This is a genomic window from Kitasatospora sp. NPDC053308, from assembly GCF_055585785.1.
The window spans coordinates 155,193-172,843 of the sequence record NZ_JBVJJY010000008.1 but is presented as its reverse complement, the minus strand read 5'-3'; the positions used below and the strand labels follow the sequence as shown (position 1 = coordinate 172,843).

Sequence of the window (17,651 nt, the reverse complement as noted above, 5' to 3'; positions counted from 1 at the left end):
GTGGTGCTAGCGGTTGACGGCTTCGAGGGAGCGCAGCGCGTTGTGGGCCTCGGCGACCACGCGCTCGGCGGTGATGCCGAACTCCTCGAACAGCACCTTGTAGTCGGCGGAGGCGCCGAAGTGCTCCAGCGAGACGATCCGGCCGTGGTCGCCGACCAGCTCGCGCCAGCCCTGGGCGATGCCGGCCTCGACCGAGACGCGGGCCTTCACCGACGGCGGCAGCACGCTGTCGCGGTAGGCCTGGTCCTGCTCCTGGAACCACTCGAAGGACGGCAGCGATACCACGCGGGTCGCGATGCCCTCGCCCTCCAGCACCTCGCGGGCCTTGACCGCCAGCTGGACCTCGGAGCCGGTGCCGATCAGGATCACCTGTGGGTCGCCCGTCGAGGCCTCGGCCAGGACGTAGCCGCCCTTCGCGGCGCCCTCGGCGGAGCCGAACACCTCGCGGTCGAAGGTCGGGACGCCCTGGCGGGTGAGGGCCAGGCCGACCGGGCCGGGGTGGCTGGTCTGGCGCTCGACGATGGTGCGCCAGGCGACGGCGGTCTCGTTGGCGTCGGCCGGGCGGACCATGGCCAGGCCCGGGATGGCGCGCAGCGAGGCCAGGTGCTCGACCGGCTGGTGGGTCGGGCCGTCCTCGCCGAGGCCGATCGAGTCGTGCGTCCAGACGTAGGTGACCGGCAGCTTCATCAGCGCGGCCAGGCGGACGGCCGGGCGCATGTAGTCGGCGAAGACCAGGAAGGTGCCGCCGTACACGCGGGTCCTGCCGTGCAGGGCGATGCCGTTCATGGTCGAGCCCATGGCGTGCTCGCGGATGCCGAAGTGGATCGTCCGGCCGTACGGGCTCGCCGACTTCAGCGGGTTGCCCTCGGGGAGGAAGGAGCTGTCCTCGTCGATGGTGGTGAGGTTGGACTCGGCGAGGTCGGCGGAGCCGCCCCACAGCTCCGGGATCACCGCGCCGAGCGCCTTGAGGGTGTCGCCGGAGGCCTTGCGGGTGGCGACGTCCTTGCCGGCCGGGAAGGAGGGGACGGCCTTCTTCCAGCCCTCGGGCAGCTCGCCGGCCTGGATCCGGTCGAACTCGGCGGCGCGGTGCGGGTTGGCGGCGCGCCAGGCGTCGAAGGACCGCTGCCACTGGTCGCGGGCGGCCTTGCCGCGCTTGATGACCAGGCGGGCGTGCTCGATGACCTGGTCGCTGACCTCGAAGGTCTTCTCCGGGTCGAAGCCCAGGACCTTCTTGGTGGCGGCGATCTCGGCGGCGCCGAGCGCGGAGCCGTGCGCCTTGGCGGTGTTCTGGGCGTCCGGGGCCGGCCAGGCGATGATCGTCCGCATCGCGATCATCGACGGGCGGGAGGTCTCCGCCTTGGCCGCGGCCAGCGCCTCGGCGAGGGCGGCCACGTCGATGTCGCCGTTGGACTTGGGGGCGACCCGCTGGACGTGCCAGCCGTACGCCTCGTAGCGCTTGAGGACGTCCTCGGAGAACGCGGTCTCGGTGTCGCCCTCGATCGAGATGTGGTTGTCATCGTACAGGGCGACCAGGTTGCCCAGCTGCTGGTGCCCGGCGAGGGAGGAGGCCTCGGCGGAGATGCCCTCCTCCAGGTCGCCGTCGGAGACGATGGCCCAGATGGTGTGGTCGAAGGGGGACTCGCCGGCCGGGGCCTCCGGGTCGAACAGGCCGCGCTCGTAGCGGGCGGCCATCGCCATGCCGACCGCGTTGGCGATGCCCTGGCCGAGCGGGCCGGTGGTGGTCTCCACGCCGGCGGTGTGGCCGTGCTCGGGGTGGCCGGGGGTGCGACTGCCGGCGACGCGGAAGGCCTTGAGGTCGTCCAGCTCCAGGCCGTAGCCCGAGAGGTACAGCTGGGTGTAGAGGGTCAGGCTGGTGTGCCCGGGGGAGAGGACGAAGCGGTCGCGGCCGACCCAGGCCGGGTCGGTCGGGTCGTGGCGCAGGAACCGCTGGAAGATCAGGTACGCGGCCGGGGCCAGCGACATGGCCGTCCCGGGGTGTCCGTTGCCGACCTTCTGGACGGCGTCCATGGCGAGGACTCGCGCGGTGTCAACCGTGCGCTCGTCCAGATCGGTCCACTCGAATGCGTTCGTCGGCGCAGTGCTCACCCTGTCTCAGGGCTCCTTCCGTATTGAAGAGTGACCCCGTGAATGGGGACCGGGTCGGCCACGGCGCTGTGGTCCCGACGCTGGGTGGTGCCGGTCACGGAGGGTAGATCCCGCTTCTCCGTGCGAGCCTACCGTCCGGGCCGGGGCTCACCCTCCGTGCTGAGACAACCGGGATTTCCGCATGGTGATTCCCACTAGGCCGGTCTGAGGGCATTTGTCCCAGGCTCTCCCGTTTCCCGGCCGCCCGCCGCCGGGGTGGTCAGGACGAGGTAGCGGCGCCCGCCGGAGACGGTTCGTGGCTTCGCCCAGTCGGTTCACCCGGGGGTGTGCGGTTCGGCCTCGCCGGGGACCCCGGAGCCGGATGCGATATATGGAGCGTCTATGGTGTCGTGGTACGCGCAGAGCGGACGATTCGGGACCCTTCGTTCCTGTGGACGCCTGCGAGGATTCATCTTCAGTTGGGGTGTTAGTGACCGCCGTCGAAACCCGTCCCGCCGGGGTCACCGGGGCGACTCCTGCGCACCGGCCGATCGGGGCCCGTGTCGGCGCGTTCGTCGCACTGACCAAGCCGCGGATCATCGAGCTGCTGCTGATGAGCACCGTGCCGGTGATGTTCCTGGCCCAGCAGGGCGTACCGAACATGCTGCTGGTACTGAAGGTCGTGGTCGGCGGCTACCTGTCGGCGGGCGGCGCCAACGCCCTCAACATGTACATCGACCGCGACATCGACGCGATGATGTCCCGCACCGAGCGGCGGCCGATCGTCACCGGGATGGTGTCGCCGCGCGAGGCGCTGGTGTTCGGCATCGTGCTCGCGGTCGTGTCGACGCTGGTGCTCGGCCTCGGCGTCAACTGGCTGTCCGCCGGACTGGCGCTGGGCGCGCTGCTGTTCTACGTGTTCGTCTACACGCTGGGGCTGAAGCGGCGCACCTCGCAGAACATCGTCTGGGGCGGCATCGCCGGCTGCATGCCGGTGCTGGTCGGCTGGTCCTCGGTGACGAACTCGGTGTCCTGGGCGGCGGTCGCCCTGTTCCTGGTGGTGTTCTTCTGGACCCCGCCGCACACCTGGGTGCTGTCGATGAAGGTGCGCGACGACTACGAGCGGGCCGGCGTGCCGATGCTGCCGGTGATCAAGGGCAACGTCGCCGTCGGCAAGCAGGTCGTCGCGTACTCCTGGGTGATGGTGGCGGTCTCGCTGGCCGTCTGGCCGCTGGGGCACATGAGCTGGCTGTACCCGCTCGCCGCGGTGCTGCTGGGCGGCTTCTGGCTGCGCGAGGCGCACGCGCTGTACGCGCGGGCCAAGGCCGGGATCGTGGGCGCCAAGCTCAAGGAGATGCGGCTGTTCCACTGGTCGATCACCTACCTGTCGCTGCTGATGGTGGTGTGCGCGGTCGACCCGTTCGTGAAGTAGCGGCTTGAAGCGTTGAGGAGCCCCGGTCCGGTTGCGGACCGGGGCTCCTTCGCGTTCGGCGGGGCTCCTCGGTGTTCGGCGGGGTTCCTCGTGTTTTCGGCGGGGTGCCTTCGCGTTCGGCGGCCGGGCGGGGGGCTCGGAGGGCATCCGGGGGAGGGGAGTCCCGGCGGATTCAGCGGGAGGGGAGTTCCGAGGGATTCAGCGGGAGGGGTGTTCCGACGGGCCGACGTGGCCGTCCAGCCAGTCCCGCAGCGGTTGGGAGGCGCGCAGGAAGCCGGTGATCCGGGTGTAGGCGGTACGGGTGCCCAGCCACTTCGCGGGCTCCCACTCCTGCCAGGCCACCAGGCCCTTGTGGCGCAGCAGCCCGATCCTGGGGTGGTCCTTGGGGTAGCCGCGCGGGGCCGACTTGAGGGAGTCCCGGCCGGACACCTGCGGGCCGTCCTTCTCCACCCGGGCGATCACCCGCTCCAACTCGGCGCCGGTGACGTCCTCGGCGACGGCGGCGCGGTAGCGCTCCAGCTGGTCCGGGGCGAGCTGGTACATGCCGTTGCCGCAGGCCAGGCCGTCGGCGGAGAGCTGGATGTAGCCACCGCTCTCCAGGTGGGCGCCGATGTGCGTCTTGTACGGGGACTTGTCGGCGCTGAACCGGACGTCGCGGTTGGGGCGGAAGATCTTCCCCGGGCCGAACTCCGCCTCCAGCTCGGCGAGCAGGTCCTCCATGGGCGCGCGCACCGCGTCCTCGTACTGCCCCCTGTGGGCCTGCCAGAAGGTCTTCGAGTTGTCGGCTTCGAGGTGCTCGTAGAAGTCCAGCGCCTCAGCCGGCCAGCCTTTGAACGTCATGTTCCGAGTATGTGTCCCGGTGCACAGGGTGCTCCCGTCGCCAGCTCGTCTACCGGTGGGTAGCATGCGGGCATGAGCAGCGCATCGACCGCCACCGCCGCCGCGCCGGACGCCCGCACCGAGCGCCGCGCCAAGCGCATCGCCAAGAACCTCACCAGCTTCGCCCAGCAGCACGGGGGCAGCGCCGACGCGGTCGTCGAGTACGTCGGCGCCGTCGCCACCCGGATCGTCGTGGTCGGTGCGGACGGCGCCTGGGGCGACCAGGTCGCCCCCAGCTACGCCGTCGGCCGACGCGCCGCCGAGTTGGCCGGGCTGACCCTGCACGACTCCTTCGAGGGCGAGCTGGGCCTCAAGGTCAAGACCGGGCCGTACGAGTGGAAGCGGATGGCCGGCATCCAGCTCGGCGGCTGAGGCCTGCAGAGACGGCGGCGGCCCGGCTCCCCAGGGCGGGGGAGCCGGGCCGCCGTCGTCTTCAGATGGCTGGCTGCCGGCCCGGCGGGCAATGGCATGGGCCCTCCCCCGCCCTGGGGAGCCGGCGCCAAGGGCGAAGCAGCCCGGTTCCCGGTTCCCAATGGCCTCAGGAGGCGATCAGCTCGCGGACCGCGTCGCTGACGTCGGGCAGGTGGTCGGGCCGGGCCCACTGGTGGACGTCGTGCTCGGTCAGGAGGACCGGCTGGGGCCTGCTTGACGCCGAAGGCCCCCAATCACGTGTGATTGGGGGCCTTCGACGATCTCGCTCAGACTGCGGCGGTTTCGTGGGTGCGCGGGGCCGGGGTGTCGGCCGTGGGCTCCTCGGCCGCCCTCGTGCGCAGGGCGAGGGGGATTCTCAGGGCGGCGATCCAGGTCAGGGAGGCCAGCAGCATGTGGAGGCCGACCATCAGCTCGGGGGCGTCGGTGAAGTACTGGACGAAGCCGAGGACGCCCTGGACGAGCAGGACCGCGAGGAGTTCCTTGGCGCGGGACTTGGCCGCCTGCGGGGCCTTGACCGCGGCGAAGACGAAGATCATCGCGATGGTCAGGCCGACGGAGACGAAGGCGAAGTCGGCGTGGAACTGGGCCAGCCTGTCGTAGTCGATCGGGATGCGCGGGACGATCTTGTTGTCCTTGGGCGTGCCCGGGTGGTGGCCGGCGCCGGTGACCAGGGTGCCGGCGGCGACCAGCAGGCCGACGACCGTGACCAGGACGTAGGAGAGCTGGTGGATGGGCCGGGCCACGGCGAGCTTCGGCGGGGCGTCGCCCTCCTTGCTGCGCTCCCACATCAGCAGGGCGACCCAGACCAGGGCCATCGCGGCGATCATGTGCAGCGCGACGGTGTACGGGTTGAGGCCCGTGAGGACCGTGATGCCGCCGAGTACGGCGTTGCTCATCACCAGCCAGAACTGGGCCCAGCCGAGCTTGGTCAGCCCCCGCCGCCAGGGCCGGTGGCAGCGGGCGGCCAGGATCGCCCAGCCGACCGCCGCGCTCAGCACGTAGGTGAGCATCCGGTTGGTGAACTCGACGACGCCGTGGAAGCCCATCTCGGCGGTGGGCGTCAGGCTCTCGTCGGTGCAGCGGGGCCAGGTCGTGCAGCCGAGGCCGGAGGCGGTGAGCCGGACGGCGCCGCCGGTGACGACGATCACCACGCTCATCACCAGCGCGGCGAACGCGGCGCGCCGGACCATCGCGGCGGAGGGCTGCCAGCGCTCGGCGAGCAGGGAGAAGGGGGTACGCACGGGGTCAATCGTAGGCGGCCTTACAGGCGATCTTGGGGCGGGGCGCGGGCCGGGCGGTCGGGGCGTAAAACGGATTGTTCGGACACGCTGATCAATGGTCTTGACCAATCGCCCGTCGGGCCGAAAGAGTGCGGATTGGTCCATACCTGTTCTGGGGTCGCTCCCACTCCTCCCGCAAGCGGAGATTCTGCACATGCGCATATCCACTGCCGCCGCCGCGCTCGCGGTCGGCGGCTCACTCGCCCTGGCCGGCCTCGCCGCGCCGGCCGCCCAGGCCGTCGGCACCGACCAGGAGTGCCGCGGCCTCGGGGTCGCCAACCTCTACGGCGAGTTCATCGAGGGCGACGACACCCACACCCCCGACGCCGAGGGCGCCGTCGCGGTCGGCGGCAACGCGGACTTCACCGGCGGCTTCTCGGTCGGCCAGGAGCTCACCGCCGCCGAGGTCGACGCGCTGCCCGGCAAGAACGCGCTGGTCGTGGCCGGTCGCATCACCGGCCACAACACCCAGGTGATGAAGGGCAACGGCGTCTACGGCTCGAAGGCCGACGGCGCGGTCGTCCAGGCGCACGCCGGCACCGTCCGCCAGGGAGCCTCGCCGATCGACTTCACGGCGGAGTTCGCCCAGCTGCGCGCCGCCTCCACCGCGCTGGCCGCCGTGCCGCAGACCGCCGGTGCCACCGTCCAGGCCGAGGGCGCGAAGCTGACGTTCACCGGCGGGGACGCGACGTACAACGGCTTCACCGTCGACGCGGCGAAGCTGCAGGGCGCCAAGGAGGTCTACGTCAAGGTGCCGGCCGGCGCGGTGACGGTGGTCACCGTGACCGGTGGCGCGTACGACATGGCGGCGGCCGGGACCAGCGGGTTCTTCCTGTGGGACGCGGGCAGGTCCGCCTTCGTCCTGGACGACAAGCTGCAGAGCGCGGCGGGCGGGGCGGTCCGGGCGAAGCTGCTCTGGAACTTCCCGACCGCGACCAAGGTGGTCAAGAACAGTCAGGCCGCCTGGGCCGGTACGGTGCTCGCGCCGAACGCCGCCTTCGACCTCGGCAGCGGCGGCCCGGTCAACGGCTCGGTGATCGCGGCCTCGCTGACCGGCAAGGGCGGCGCGGAGACGCACCACTACCCGTTCACCGGCTGCCTGCCAGGGACGCCGGTGCCGACCCCGACCGGTACGCCGACCGTGCCGCCGGTGGTGCCGAGCGGCTCGCCGTCGGTGACGCCGAGCGGTTCGGCCTCACCGGGCGGGTCGGCGAGTCCGTCGGTGACGCCGAGTGGCAAGCCCAGTGCGAGCGGTTCGGCGAGCCCGTCCGCCTCCGCCTCCGCCTCGACGGCCACTCCGGTGGCCTCCGGCTCGGCGAGCCCGTCCGCCACGGCGACCGGCGGTGGCAACCTGGCGCACACCGGTTCCGGCCCGGTGGTGCCGCTGGCGATCGGCGGTGCGGTGGTGATCGCCGCCGGTGGCGCGATCGTGGTGGCCGCCCGGCGCAAGGCGGCCAAGAGGGCCTGAAGGATCGGGAAGCGCAGCTGATCGAAGCGGCGCCCCTGGTGATTGAACCCGATCTCCAGGGGCGCCGTTCTGTCTGAAAGGTGACGAAGTTCATTCAAGTTTGCCGAATTCGCGTTCTGCGAGGTGGCGGCTGTGATGGGCTGGTCATGCACATCGGAGCACGGACGGACAGACGAAATCCGGTCGTACGGCGGGGTGTAGCGGGATGCGCGAGTGCCGGTAGAGTCCCCCGGACAGTCGTAGCGGGCCTCCGCGAACCACTCAACACGCCTGCTGCACAGGATCGTTCGGAGGGGAACAGCGTAATGGCGCGACAGCAGCGGCACATCGGGATCGGCGCGGCGGCACTGGCCGGAACGGCGGCGGCCGGTTTTCTCCTGCCCCTGGCACTGGCCGGCAACGCCTCGGCACACGTGCCGAGTTGGTCGGTGACCTGCGACAAGGTCGTGATCGACCTGATCAACTACAGCCCCAAGCCTGACGTGAAGAACACCGTCAGCCTCACCATCGACGGCGAGAAGGTCCTGGACGCCAAGACCTTCCCCGCCGAGTTCCACGGCACCTTCCCGGTGAAGGACCACACCGCCCCGATCAAGGCGAACCTGGTCGTCACCACCTCGGAGAACCCGAACGAGAAGGGGTGGAACATCAACGAGACCAAGACCATCGAGCCGTGCCACACGCCGACTCCGACCCCCACCCCCACTCCCACCAAGACCCCGACCCCCACGCCCACCCCCACGGCGACGCCGACGCCGACCGTGACGCCGACGAAGACCCCCACGCCCACCGCGACGCCGACCGTCACCCCGTCGGCCACCCCGAGCACGACCCCCGCCCCGGCGGCGACCAGCAGCGGGCCGGTGCTCGCCCAGACCGGTAGCAGTGACGCCACCCCGATGATCGCGGCCGTCGGCGGCGGCGTGCTGCTCGTCGGCGGCGCGCTGGTGCTGCTCGCCCGCAAGCGTCGCGGCGGCAGCCAGGGCTGACGTCCCGGCGCGAGCCGAACGAGCCGAAACAGCGCGACGCCCCCCGGCCTCTGGTGGCCGGGGGGCGTCGCCCGTCATCGGGTGCCGCGGTGGGTCACTCCCAGCGGAAGAAGCGGGCGGCCGCGGCCAGGCCGAGCACCGACCAGACGGCCAGGATCCCGAGGTCGGCCCAGGGCACCCCGGCGCCGGTCTGCAGCACCGACCGCAGGCCGTCCGAGAGCGCCGAGATCGGCAGCAGCTCCAGTACCGAGCGCACGGCGTCGGGGAACCTGCTCAGCGGCACGATCACCCCGCCCGCGAGCAGCAGCAGGACGAACACCAGGTTGGCGGCGGCCAGGGTGGCCTCGGCCTTCAGGGTGCCGGCCATCAGCAGGCCGAGCCCGGAGAAGGCGGCGGTGCCGAGCACCAGCAGCGCGACCACGGACAGCGGATCGCCCTGCGGGGACCAGCCGAGCGCCAGCGCGATCGCCGACAGCAGGGCGACCTGCAGCGCCTCCGTCACCAGGACGCAGCCGGTCTTGGCGGTCAGCAGCGTCCAGCGCGGGAGCGGGCTGGCGCCGAGCCGCTTCAGCACGCCGTAGCGGCGCTCGAAGCCGGTGGCGATGGCCTGACCGGTGAACGCGGTGGACATCACGGCCAGCGCGAGCAGGCCGGGGGCCAGGAAGTCGACCCGCTTCCCCGGGCCCTCGACCGCGACGATGTCCACGGCGGAGAACAGCACCAGCAGCACGGTCGGGATGACCACGGTGAGCAGCAGCTGTTCACCGTTGCGCAGCAGCATCCGGGTCTCGAACGCGGTCTGGGCGAGCAGCATCCGGCCGACCGGTGCGGCCCCCGGCGCGGGGGAGTAGTCGGTCGAGGTCACGAGCGGAGCTCCCGTCCGGTCAGGTCGAGGAAGACGTCTTCGAGGCTGCGGCGCTGCACGGACAGCCGTTCGGGCAGGACGCCGGCCGCCGCGCACCAGCCGGTGACGGCGGCCAGCAGCTGCGGGTCCACCGGGGCCTCGATCCGGTAGCTCCCGGGGGCGGTCTCGACGGCGCGGGCACCCTCGGGCAGGTCCTTGAGCAGGGGGCCGAGGTCGAGCCCGGGCGGGCCGTCGAAGCGCAGGGCGCTCTCGGCGCCGTCACGGCAGAGCTCCTCGGTGGTGCCCTCGGCGATCACCCGGCCGCGGTCCACGACGGCGACGCGGTCGGCGAGCTGCTCGGCCTCGTCCATGTGGTGGGTGGTGACGACCACGGTGACGCCGTCCCGGCGCAGGTCGCGCACCAGCTCCCAGGTGGCGCGGCGGGCCTGCGGGTCGAGGCCCGCGGTGGGCTCGTCCAGGAAGACCAGCTCGGGGCGGCCGACCACGGCCATGGCCAGGGCGAGCCGCTGCTGCTGGCCGCCGGACAGCCGCCGGTAGGCGGTCCGGCCGCAGGAGCCGAGGCCGAGGCGCTCGACCAGCGCGTCCACGTCCAGCGGGTGCGCGTGCAGCTTGGCGGTGTGCCGCAGCATCTCGACGGCGCGGGCGCCCGCGTACACGCCGCCGGACTGCAGCATGACGCCGATCCGGGGGCGCAGCGCGGCGCTCTGGGTGACCGGGTCGAGGCCGAGGACGCGGACGGTGCCGGCGTCGGGGCGGCGGTAGCCCTCGCAGGTCTCGATGGTGGTGGTCTTGCCGGCGCCGTTGGGGCCGAGGACGGCGGTGATCGCGCCGGTCGCGATGGTGAGGTCGAGACCGTCCACGGCCGACTTGTCGCCGTAGCGCTTGACCAGCCCGGCGATCTGGACCGCGGGTTCGGAGTGCATACCGGCGAGTGTAAGAGGCGCTCACGCGCGGGCCCCACGGTGGCCTCGGTGATCGTTTCCCCAGGTCAGGTAAGGCTTGCCTGCGTGATCGATCACACCGGTGAGGCGTGGGTCACGGCTTGTCCCGACGGAAGTAATTACGCAACACTGGTGTTGTGAAAAACATGCGCGAGCACGCCCAGCAGCAGGAGGCCGAGTCGGCCTCCCACTGCGACGTGCCCGTGACGGCGGCCGAGGTGCTGCTGGAGGGCCACCGCGCCACCCGGGACCGGGTCGCCCGGTCGATCCTGGACCACGGCCCCTCCTCCGCCGCCGACCTGGCGAGCCGGCTCGGCCTCACCGCCGCCGCCGTCCGCCGCCACCTCGACGGACTCGCCGCCGCCGGCCTGGTCGAGTCCCGCGAACAGCGGGTCTACGGCAGCCGCGGTCGGGGCCGTCCGGCCAAGGTCTTCGCCCTCACCGACGCCGGCCGGGACGCCTTCTACCAGGCGTACGACCAGCTCGCCGCCGACGCGCTGCGCTGGATCTCGGACTCGGTGGGCGGCGGCAAGGCGGGCGAGCAGGCGGTCGCCGCCTTCGCCCGGGCCCGCTTCGGCAAGCAGGGCGAGCGGTACCTGGAGGCGCTGCGCCACGCCGGTGCCGAGGAACGCACCGAGGCGCTCGCGCAGGCGCTGAGCGCGGACGGGTACGCTGCCACGGTGCGGCGTGTCCCGTCGGCCGCGGCCAAGGCCCCGGCGGGCGCCCAGCTCTGCCAGCACCACTGCCCGGTCGCGCACATCGCCGAGCAGTTCCCCCAGCTCTGCGAGGCGGAGACCGAGGTCTTCTCCCAGCTCCTGGGCACCCATGTGCAACGGCTGGCCACCATCGCCCACGGCGACGGGGTCTGCACCACCTATGTGCCGGCACCCGGTGCCGCATCGTCGTCCGCCCGTGGTTCCGCGGGCCGCGGCTCCGATGCGGTGCCGATTGCCGGTACGTCCACCGAAGATTCTGCGTCCGCGCGTTAGGAAGCTCGCATGACTGACACCGTTTCGCACCCGGAGCTCGAGGGCCTGGGCAACTACGAGTACGGCTGGGCCGACCCGGACGCCGCCGGCGCCGCGGCCAAGCGCGGGCTCAGCGAGGAGGTCGTGCGCGACATCTCCGCGAAGAAGAACGAGTCCGAGTGGATGCTGAACCTGCGCCTCAAGGGCCTGAAGCTGTTCGGCAAGAAGCCCATGCCGACCTGGGGCTCCGACCTCACCGGCATCGACTTCGACAACATCAAGTACTTCGTCCGCTCGACCGAGAAGCAGGCCGAGTCCTGGGAGGACCTGCCGGCGGACATCAAGGCCACCTACGACAAGCTGGGCATCCCGGAGGCGGAGAAGCAGCGCCTGGTCGCCGGTGTCGCCGCCCAGTACGAGTCCGAGGTCGTCTACCACCAGATCCGCGAGGACCTGGAGGAGCAGGGCGTCATCTTCCTGGACACCGACACCGCGCTGCGCGAGCACCCGGAGCTGTTCAAGGAGTACTTCGGCACCGTCATCCCGGCCGGCGACAACAAGTTCGCCGCGCTGAACACCGCGGTGTGGTCCGGCGGCTCGTTCATCTACGTGCCGAAGGGCGTGCACGTCGACATCCCGCTGCAGGCCTACTTCCGGATCAACACCGAGAACATGGGCCAGTTCGAGCGGACGCTGATCATCGTCGACGAGGACGCCTACGTCCACTACGTCGAGGGCTGCACCGCGCCGATCTACTCCTCCGACTCGCTGCACTCCGCGGTCGTGGAGATCATCGTCAAGAAGGGCGGCCGCTGCCGCTACACGACCATCCAGAACTGGTCGAACAACGTCTACAACCTGGTCACCAAGCGCGCCGTGGCGTACGAGGGCGCGACCATGGAGTGGATCGACGGCAACATCGGCTCCAAGGTCACCATGAAGTACCCGGCCGTCTACCTGATGGGCGAGCACGCCAAGGGCGAGACCCTGTCGATCGCCTTCGCGGGCGAGGGCCAGCACCAGGACGCCGGCGCCAAGATGGTGCACATGGCGCCGAACACCTCCTCGCACATCGTCTCCAAGTCGGTGGCGCGCGGCGGCGGCCGGACCTCCTACCGCGGTCTGATCGAGATCGGCGAGGGCTCGCACGGCGCCAAGTCCAACGTGCTGTGCGACGCGCTGCTGGTCGACACGATCTCCCGCTCGGACACCTACCCCTACGTGGACGTCCGCGAGGACGACGTGTCCATGGGCCACGAGGCGACCGTCTCCAAGGTCAGCGAGGACCAGCTGTTCTACCTGATGAGCCGCGGCCTGACCGAGACCGAGGCCATGGCGATGATCGTGCGCGGCTTCGTCGAGCCGATCGCGCGCGAGCTGCCGATGGAGTACGCGCTGGAGCTCAACCGGCTGATCGAGCTGCAGATGGAGGGCGCGGTCGGCTGACGCCCGGCCGAGCACCCGCCATCCACTGAATCCGAGGAAGAGAGCACTACGAACAGCCATGGCTGAGCAGAACACCACCGGCTCCACCACCGCCGGGTCGATCGAGGTCGGCACCGCCGGCGCGGGCGCGCAGCTCGCCGGCCCCGGCACCGGCCGTGACGCGGTCAAGCAGCCGATCGACGCGCGCGTCGCGGTCAAGCCCTCCTTCGACGTGAACGACTTCCCGGTGCCGACCGGCCGCGAGGAGGACTGGCGGTTCACCCCGCTGCACCGCCTCGGCGGGCTGCACGACGGCACCGCCGTCCAGGGCGTGAAGGGCGAGGACAAGGTCGAGTTCACGCTGCCGGACGGCGTCACCGCCGAGACCGTCGGCCGGGACGACGCCCGCCTGGGCAAGGCCGGCACGCCGGTCGACCGGGTCGCCGCGCAGGCCTTCAGCGCCTTCGAGCAGGCCCTCGTGGTGACCGTCCCCAAGGACGCGGTGCTGACCGAGCCGGTCAAGATCGACGTCCGCGGGGAGGGCGGCGTCCGCTTCGCCCACGTGGTGATCGACGTCAAGCCGTTCGCCGAAGCCGTCGTGGTGCTCAACCACGCGGGCAGCGGCACCCGGGCCGCCAACGTCGAGCTGCTGGTCGGCGACGGCGCCAAGCTCACCTTCGTCTCCGTCCAGGACTGGGAGCGCGACGCCGTCCACGTCGCCCAGCACAACGCGCTGGTCGGCCGGGACGCCTCGTACAAGTCCGTGGTGGTGACCTTCGGCGGCGACCTGGTCCGCCTGCACCCGCGGGTCAACTACGCGGGTCCCGGCGGCGAGGCCGAGCTGTTCGGCCTCTACTTCGCCGACGCCGGCCAGCACCTGGAGCACCGCCTGGTGATCGACCACGACACGCCGCACTGCCGGTCGAACGTGGCGTACAAGGGCGCGCTGCAGGGCCAGGACGCGCACGCGGTCTGGGTCGGCGACGTGCTGATCCGCGCCGCCGCGCTCGGCACCGACACCTACGAGCTCAACCGGAACCTGGTGCTCACCGACGGCGCCCGGGTCGACTCCATCCCGAACCTGGAGATCGAGACCGGCGAGATCGTCGGCGCCGGCCACGCCTCGGCGACCGGCCGCTTCGACGACGAGCAGCTGTTCTACCTGCAGGCCCGCGGCATCCCCGCGGACGAGGCCCGCCGCCTGGTGGTGCGCGGCTTCTTCGCCGAGCTGCTGCAGCAGATCGGCGTGGCCGAGGTCCAGGAGCAGCTCATGGAGAAGATCGACGCCGAGCTGGAAGCGGCGGTCTGAACGCGATGACCTTCCTCCGTGCCTGCGCGCTGAGCGACCTCCAGGAGGACGTGCCCAAGCGCGTGGACCTCAACGGCGTGCCGGTCTCCGTCGTCCGCACCGACGAGGGGGTGTTCGCGATCAACGACATCTGCTCGCACGCGAACGTCGCGCTCTCCGAGGGCGAGGTCGAGGACTGCATGATCGAGTGCTGGCTGCACGGCTCCAGCTTCGACCTGCGCACCGGCAAGCCCTCCGGCCTGCCCGCCACCAAGCCGGTCGCTGTCTACCCCGTAAAGATCGAAGGGGACGATGTGCTCGTCTCCGTCAACCAGGAGTCCTGAGTACACATGGCAACCCTTGAAATCCGCGACCTGCACGTCTCCGTCGAGGCCGAGAACGGCCCGCGCGAGATCCTGAAGGGCGTCGACCTGACCGTGAAGCAGGGCGAGACCCACGCCATCATGGGTCCGAACGGCTCCGGCAAGTCCACCCTCGCCTACTCGCTGGCCGGCCACCCCAAGTACACCGTCACCGGCGGCTCGGTGCTGCTGGACGGCGAGGACGTCCTGGAGATGTCCGTCGACGAGCGCGCCAAGGCGGGCGTCTTCCTGGCCATGCAGTACCCGGTCGAGGTCCCCGGCGTCTCGGTCAGCAACTTCCTGCGCACCGCCGCCACCGCCGTCCGCGGCGAGGCCCCGAAGCTGCGGCTGTGGGTGAAGGAGGTCAAGGAGGCGATGGCCGCCCTCCAGATGGACCCGGCCTTCGCCGAGCGCAACGTCAACGAGGGCTTCTCCGGCGGCGAGAAGAAGCGCCACGAGATCCTCCAGCTCGAGCTGCTCAAGCCGAAGATCGCGATCCTCGACGAGACCGACTCCGGCCTGGACGTCGACGCGCTGCGGATCGTCTCCGAGGGCATCAACCGGGTCCGCTCGACCGGCGAGGTCGGCACCCTGCTGGTCACCCACTACACCCGCATCCTGCGGTACATCCAGCCCGACTACGTCCACGTCTTCGCCGGCGGCCGCATCGTCGAGTCCGGCGGCGCCGAGCTGGCCGACAAGCTGGAGGAAGAGGGCTACGAGTCCTACGTGAAGGGCGGCGCGTCCGAGTGACCCATACCTTTACCGGCCTGCTCGACACCGACGCGATCCGCAAGGACTTCCCGGTCCTGCAGCGGCTGCTCCACGACGACAAGCCGCTGGTCTACCTGGACAACGCGGCGACCTCGCAGAAGCCGCGCCAGGTGCTCGAGGCGCTGACGGCCTACTACGAGCGGCACAACGCCAACGTCCACCGCGGCGTGCACGTGCTCGCCGAGGAGGCCACCGCGCTGTACGAGGGCGCCCGGGACAAGGTCGCGGCCTTCGTCAACGCGCCCAGCCGCAACGAGGTGATCTTCACCAAGAACGCCTCGGAATCGCTCAACCTCGTGGCCAACATGCTCGGTTGGGCCGACGAGCCGTACCGCGTGGACGCCGACTCCGAGATCGTCATCACGGAGATGGAGCACCACTCCAACATCGTCCCGTGGCAGCTGCTGTCGCAGCGCACCGGCGCGAAGCTGAAGTGGTTCGGGCTGACCGACGAGGGCCGGCTCGACCTGTCGAACATCGACGAGCTGATCACCGAGAAGACCAAGGTCGTCTCCTTCACCCTGGTCTCCAACCTGCTCGGCACCGTCAACCCGGTCGAGACGATCGTCCGCAAGGCCCAGTCGGTCGGCGCGCTGGTCGTCGTCGACGCCTCGCAGGCCGCCCCGCACATGGTGCTGGACGTCCAGGCGCTGGAGGCCGACTTCGTCGCCTTCACCGGCCACAAGATGCTGGCCCCGACCGGCATCGGCGTGCTCTGGGGCCGCCAGGAGCTGCTGGAGGACCTCCCGCCGTTCCTCGGCGGCGGCGAGATGATCGAGACCGTCACCATGGGCTCGTCCACCTACGCCCCGGCGCCGCACAAGTTCGAGGCCGGCACGCCGCCGATCGCCCAGGCGGTCGGGCTCGGCGCGGCCATCGACTACCTGAGCGGTGTCGGGATGGAGAAGATCGCGGCGCACGAGCACGCGATCACCGAGTACGCGGTGGAACGGCTGCTGGAGGTCCCCGACCTGCGGATCATCGGCCCGCGCACGGCCGTGGACCGCGCCGCGGCGATCTCGTTCACGCTGGGCGACATCCACCCGCACGACGTGGGCCAGGTGCTGGACGAGCAGGGCATCGCCGTGCGCGTCGGCCACCACTGCGCGCGGCCGGTCTGCCTGCGGTACGGAATTCCGGCGACCACGCGGGCGTCGTTCTACCTGTACTCGACGCCGGGCGAGGTCGACGCGCTGATCGACGGCCTGCACCACGTCCGGAACTTCTTCGGCTGACGGACGTACGGACGGACGGGATGGCAGGACGATCATGAAGCTCGACTCGATGTACCAGGACATCATCCTGGACCACTACCGCAACCCCCACGGCAAGGGACTGCGGGACGGCGACGCCGAGGTGCACCACGTCAACCCGACGTGCGGCGACGAGATCACCCTGCGGGTGAAGCTCGACGGCGCGACGGTCGCCGACGTCTCGTACGAGTCCCAGGGCTGTTCGATCAGCCAGGCGAGCGCCTCGGTGCTCAACGACCTGGTGGTCGGCAAGTCCGTCGGCGAGGCGCAGGCGGTCCAGGAGGCCTTCCTGGAGCTGATGCAGAGCAAGGGCCAGGGCGAGGGCGACGAGGAGGTGCTGGAGGACGCGGTCGCGTTCGCCGGCGTCTCCAAGTACCCGGCCCGGGTCAAGTGCGCCCTGCTCAGCTGGATGGCCTGGAAGGACGCCACCGCCCAGGCGCTCGCCCAGCACCCCGCCGTGAACGACTGAACCTGCAGAGGAGGACAAGACCATGAGTGACGAGAGCACCACCGCCGCCGCGACGACTGCCGACGCGACGGCCGCCGACGCCACGGCCTCCGCTGCGGACGAGCAGCCGACCGGCCTGATCGTCGGCACCACCGCCGGCACCGTCTCGGTGGAGGACCTGACCGAGGCCCTGATGGACGTCGTCGACCCGGAACTCGGGATCGACGTCGTCAACCTGGGCCTGATCTACGGCATCCACATCGACGAGTCCGACGTGGCCACCATCGACATGACGCTCACCTCGGCGGCCTGCCCGCTGACCGACGTCATCGAGGACCAGGCGAAGACGGCCACCGACGGCCTGGTCCAGGACCTGCGCATCAACTGGGTCTGGATGCCGCCGTGGGGGCCGGACAAGATCACCGACGACGGGCGCGAGCAGCTCCGGGCGCTCGGGTTCAACGTCTGAGGTCGCTGGTCGACCGTTGTTCCGCTGCCGCGCGAACCGAAGGGTTCGTGCGGCAGCGGCGTTTCCTTTCCGGGGTGAACACCCGTGGGTGATCCGCTTTGGTGCGCGGGTTCACCGCCGTTCCCCACCGTCCACCCCCCACCCGCCTACCGGCGGGTGCCCGCCCCGGCCTTCGCCGTGCGTCGCCCGGCCGGGCGACGCACGGGGTGGGGAAGGGGGGGTCGGGGGGGGGGGGGGGGGGAAGCCCGGCTGGTAGTTTTGGAGGAAGGGAGGGTCGGGGTTAGGGGGCACAC

At 71.1% G+C, this 17,651-nt stretch carries 17 protein-coding genes; 12 read left to right on the top strand and 5 right to left on the bottom strand.

Annotation, left to right across the window (positions count from 1 at the left end; all coding sequences use genetic code 11):
• Nucleotides 1-6 precede the first annotated feature (6 nt).
• Entirely contained in the window at nucleotides 7-2,106 is a 2,100-nt protein-coding gene (gene tkt / locus ACZ6Y7_RS20210) for a transketolase (protein ID WP_465759268.1), read from the bottom strand.
• A gap of 463 nt (nucleotides 2,107-2,569) precedes the next feature.
• On the opposite strand from tkt, the gene ACZ6Y7_RS20205 reads away from it, so the two are divergent.
• Entirely contained in the window at nucleotides 2,570-3,517 is a 948-nt protein-coding gene (locus tag ACZ6Y7_RS20205) for a heme o synthase (protein ID WP_465759267.1), read from the top strand.
• A 198-nt stretch (nucleotides 3,518-3,715) separates the two neighbouring features.
• Here ACZ6Y7_RS20205 and ACZ6Y7_RS20200 read toward each other — a convergent pair whose 3' ends face one another.
• Complete coding sequence (locus ACZ6Y7_RS20200) at nucleotides 3,716-4,357, bottom strand: DUF2461 domain-containing protein (RefSeq protein WP_465759266.1); 642 nt, start codon at nucleotides 4,355-4,357, stop codon at nucleotides 3,716-3,718.
• Between the two features lie 72 nt (nucleotides 4,358-4,429).
• Here ACZ6Y7_RS20200 and ACZ6Y7_RS20195 point away from each other — a divergent pair, with 72 nt between their 5' ends.
• Nucleotides 4,430-4,768 carry a hypothetical protein gene (locus ACZ6Y7_RS20195; protein ID WP_465759265.1) on the top strand — a complete coding sequence of 113 codons (339 nt, stop codon included), beginning with the start codon at nucleotides 4,430-4,432 and terminating at the stop codon, nucleotides 4,766-4,768.
• A 326-nt stretch (nucleotides 4,769-5,094) separates the two neighbouring features.
• On the opposite strand, the gene ACZ6Y7_RS20190 is transcribed toward ACZ6Y7_RS20195, so the two are convergent.
• Nucleotides 5,095-6,069 (bottom strand): COX15/CtaA family protein, encoded by a 975-nt coding sequence (locus ACZ6Y7_RS20190; RefSeq protein WP_465759264.1) that lies wholly within the window; start codon nucleotides 6,067-6,069, stop codon nucleotides 5,095-5,097.
• A gap of 193 nt (nucleotides 6,070-6,262) precedes the next feature.
• Here ACZ6Y7_RS20190 and ACZ6Y7_RS20185 point away from each other — a divergent pair, with 193 nt between their 5' ends.
• Complete coding sequence (locus tag ACZ6Y7_RS20185; RefSeq protein ID WP_465759263.1) at nucleotides 6,263-7,576, top strand: choice-of-anchor A family protein; 1,314 nt, start codon at nucleotides 6,263-6,265, stop codon at nucleotides 7,574-7,576.
• A 305-nt stretch (nucleotides 7,577-7,881) separates the two neighbouring features.
• The gene (locus tag ACZ6Y7_RS20180; protein ID WP_465759262.1) at nucleotides 7,882-8,565 is read left to right on the top strand and encodes an LAETG motif-containing sortase-dependent surface protein; all 684 of its coding nucleotides are present in this window, start codon (nucleotides 7,882-7,884) and stop codon (nucleotides 8,563-8,565) included.
• 94 nt (nucleotides 8,566-8,659) lie between these two features.
• On the opposite strand, the gene ACZ6Y7_RS20175 is transcribed toward ACZ6Y7_RS20180, so the two are convergent.
• The gene (locus ACZ6Y7_RS20175; RefSeq protein WP_465759394.1) at nucleotides 8,660-9,379 is read right to left on the bottom strand and encodes an ABC transporter permease; all 720 of its coding nucleotides are present in this window, start codon (nucleotides 9,377-9,379) and stop codon (nucleotides 8,660-8,662) included.
• 47 nt (nucleotides 9,380-9,426) lie between these two features.
• Nucleotides 9,427-10,353, bottom strand: coding sequence for an ABC transporter ATP-binding protein (locus tag ACZ6Y7_RS20170; RefSeq protein WP_465759261.1), 927 nt, complete (start codon nucleotides 10,351-10,353; stop codon nucleotides 9,427-9,429).
• A 164-nt stretch (nucleotides 10,354-10,517) separates the two neighbouring features.
• On the opposite strand from ACZ6Y7_RS20170, the gene ACZ6Y7_RS20165 reads away from it, so the two are divergent.
• The 8 genes from ACZ6Y7_RS20165 to ACZ6Y7_RS20130 are packed head-to-tail and all read left to right on the top strand — an operon-like array spanning nucleotide 10,518 to nucleotide 17,358.
• Nucleotides 10,518-11,360 (top strand): helix-turn-helix transcriptional regulator, encoded by an 843-nt coding sequence (locus ACZ6Y7_RS20165; RefSeq protein WP_465759260.1) that lies wholly within the window; start codon nucleotides 10,518-10,520, stop codon nucleotides 11,358-11,360.
• A 9-nt stretch (nucleotides 11,361-11,369) separates the two neighbouring features.
• Nucleotides 11,370-12,785 carry a Fe-S cluster assembly protein SufB gene (gene sufB, locus ACZ6Y7_RS20160; RefSeq protein WP_465759259.1) on the top strand — a complete coding sequence of 472 codons (1,416 nt, stop codon included), beginning with the start codon at nucleotides 11,370-11,372 and terminating at the stop codon, nucleotides 12,783-12,785.
• A 58-nt stretch (nucleotides 12,786-12,843) separates the two neighbouring features.
• Nucleotides 12,844-14,073, top strand: a complete 1,230-nt coding sequence (gene sufD / locus ACZ6Y7_RS20155; protein WP_465759258.1) for a Fe-S cluster assembly protein SufD — start codon at nucleotides 12,844-12,846, stop codon at nucleotides 14,071-14,073.
• Nucleotides 14,074-14,078: 5 nt separating this feature from the next.
• Nucleotides 14,079-14,396: a non-heme iron oxygenase ferredoxin subunit gene (locus ACZ6Y7_RS20150; RefSeq protein ID WP_030055938.1), complete on the top strand. Its 318-nt coding sequence runs from the start codon at nucleotides 14,079-14,081 to the stop codon at nucleotides 14,394-14,396.
• A 6-nt stretch (nucleotides 14,397-14,402) separates the two neighbouring features.
• Nucleotides 14,403-15,167, top strand: coding sequence for a Fe-S cluster assembly ATPase SufC (gene sufC, locus ACZ6Y7_RS20145; RefSeq protein ID WP_402218593.1), 765 nt, complete (start codon nucleotides 14,403-14,405; stop codon nucleotides 15,165-15,167).
• Entirely contained in the window at nucleotides 15,164-16,423 is a 1,260-nt protein-coding gene (locus tag ACZ6Y7_RS20140; RefSeq protein ID WP_465759257.1) for a cysteine desulfurase, read from the top strand. Before sufC ends, ACZ6Y7_RS20140 begins: the two co-directional genes overlap by 4 nt.
• A 34-nt stretch (nucleotides 16,424-16,457) precedes the next feature.
• On the top strand, nucleotides 16,458-16,910 hold the full coding sequence (sufU, locus tag ACZ6Y7_RS20135) for a Fe-S cluster assembly sulfur transfer protein SufU (protein ID WP_350521371.1): 453 nt from the start codon (nucleotides 16,458-16,460) through the stop codon (nucleotides 16,908-16,910).
• A gap of 22 nt (nucleotides 16,911-16,932) precedes the next feature.
• Nucleotides 16,933-17,358 carry a metal-sulfur cluster assembly factor gene (locus ACZ6Y7_RS20130; RefSeq protein ID WP_465759256.1) on the top strand — a complete coding sequence of 142 codons (426 nt, stop codon included), beginning with the start codon at nucleotides 16,933-16,935 and terminating at the stop codon, nucleotides 17,356-17,358.
• The last annotated feature ends 293 nt before the right edge of the window (nucleotides 17,359-17,651 follow it).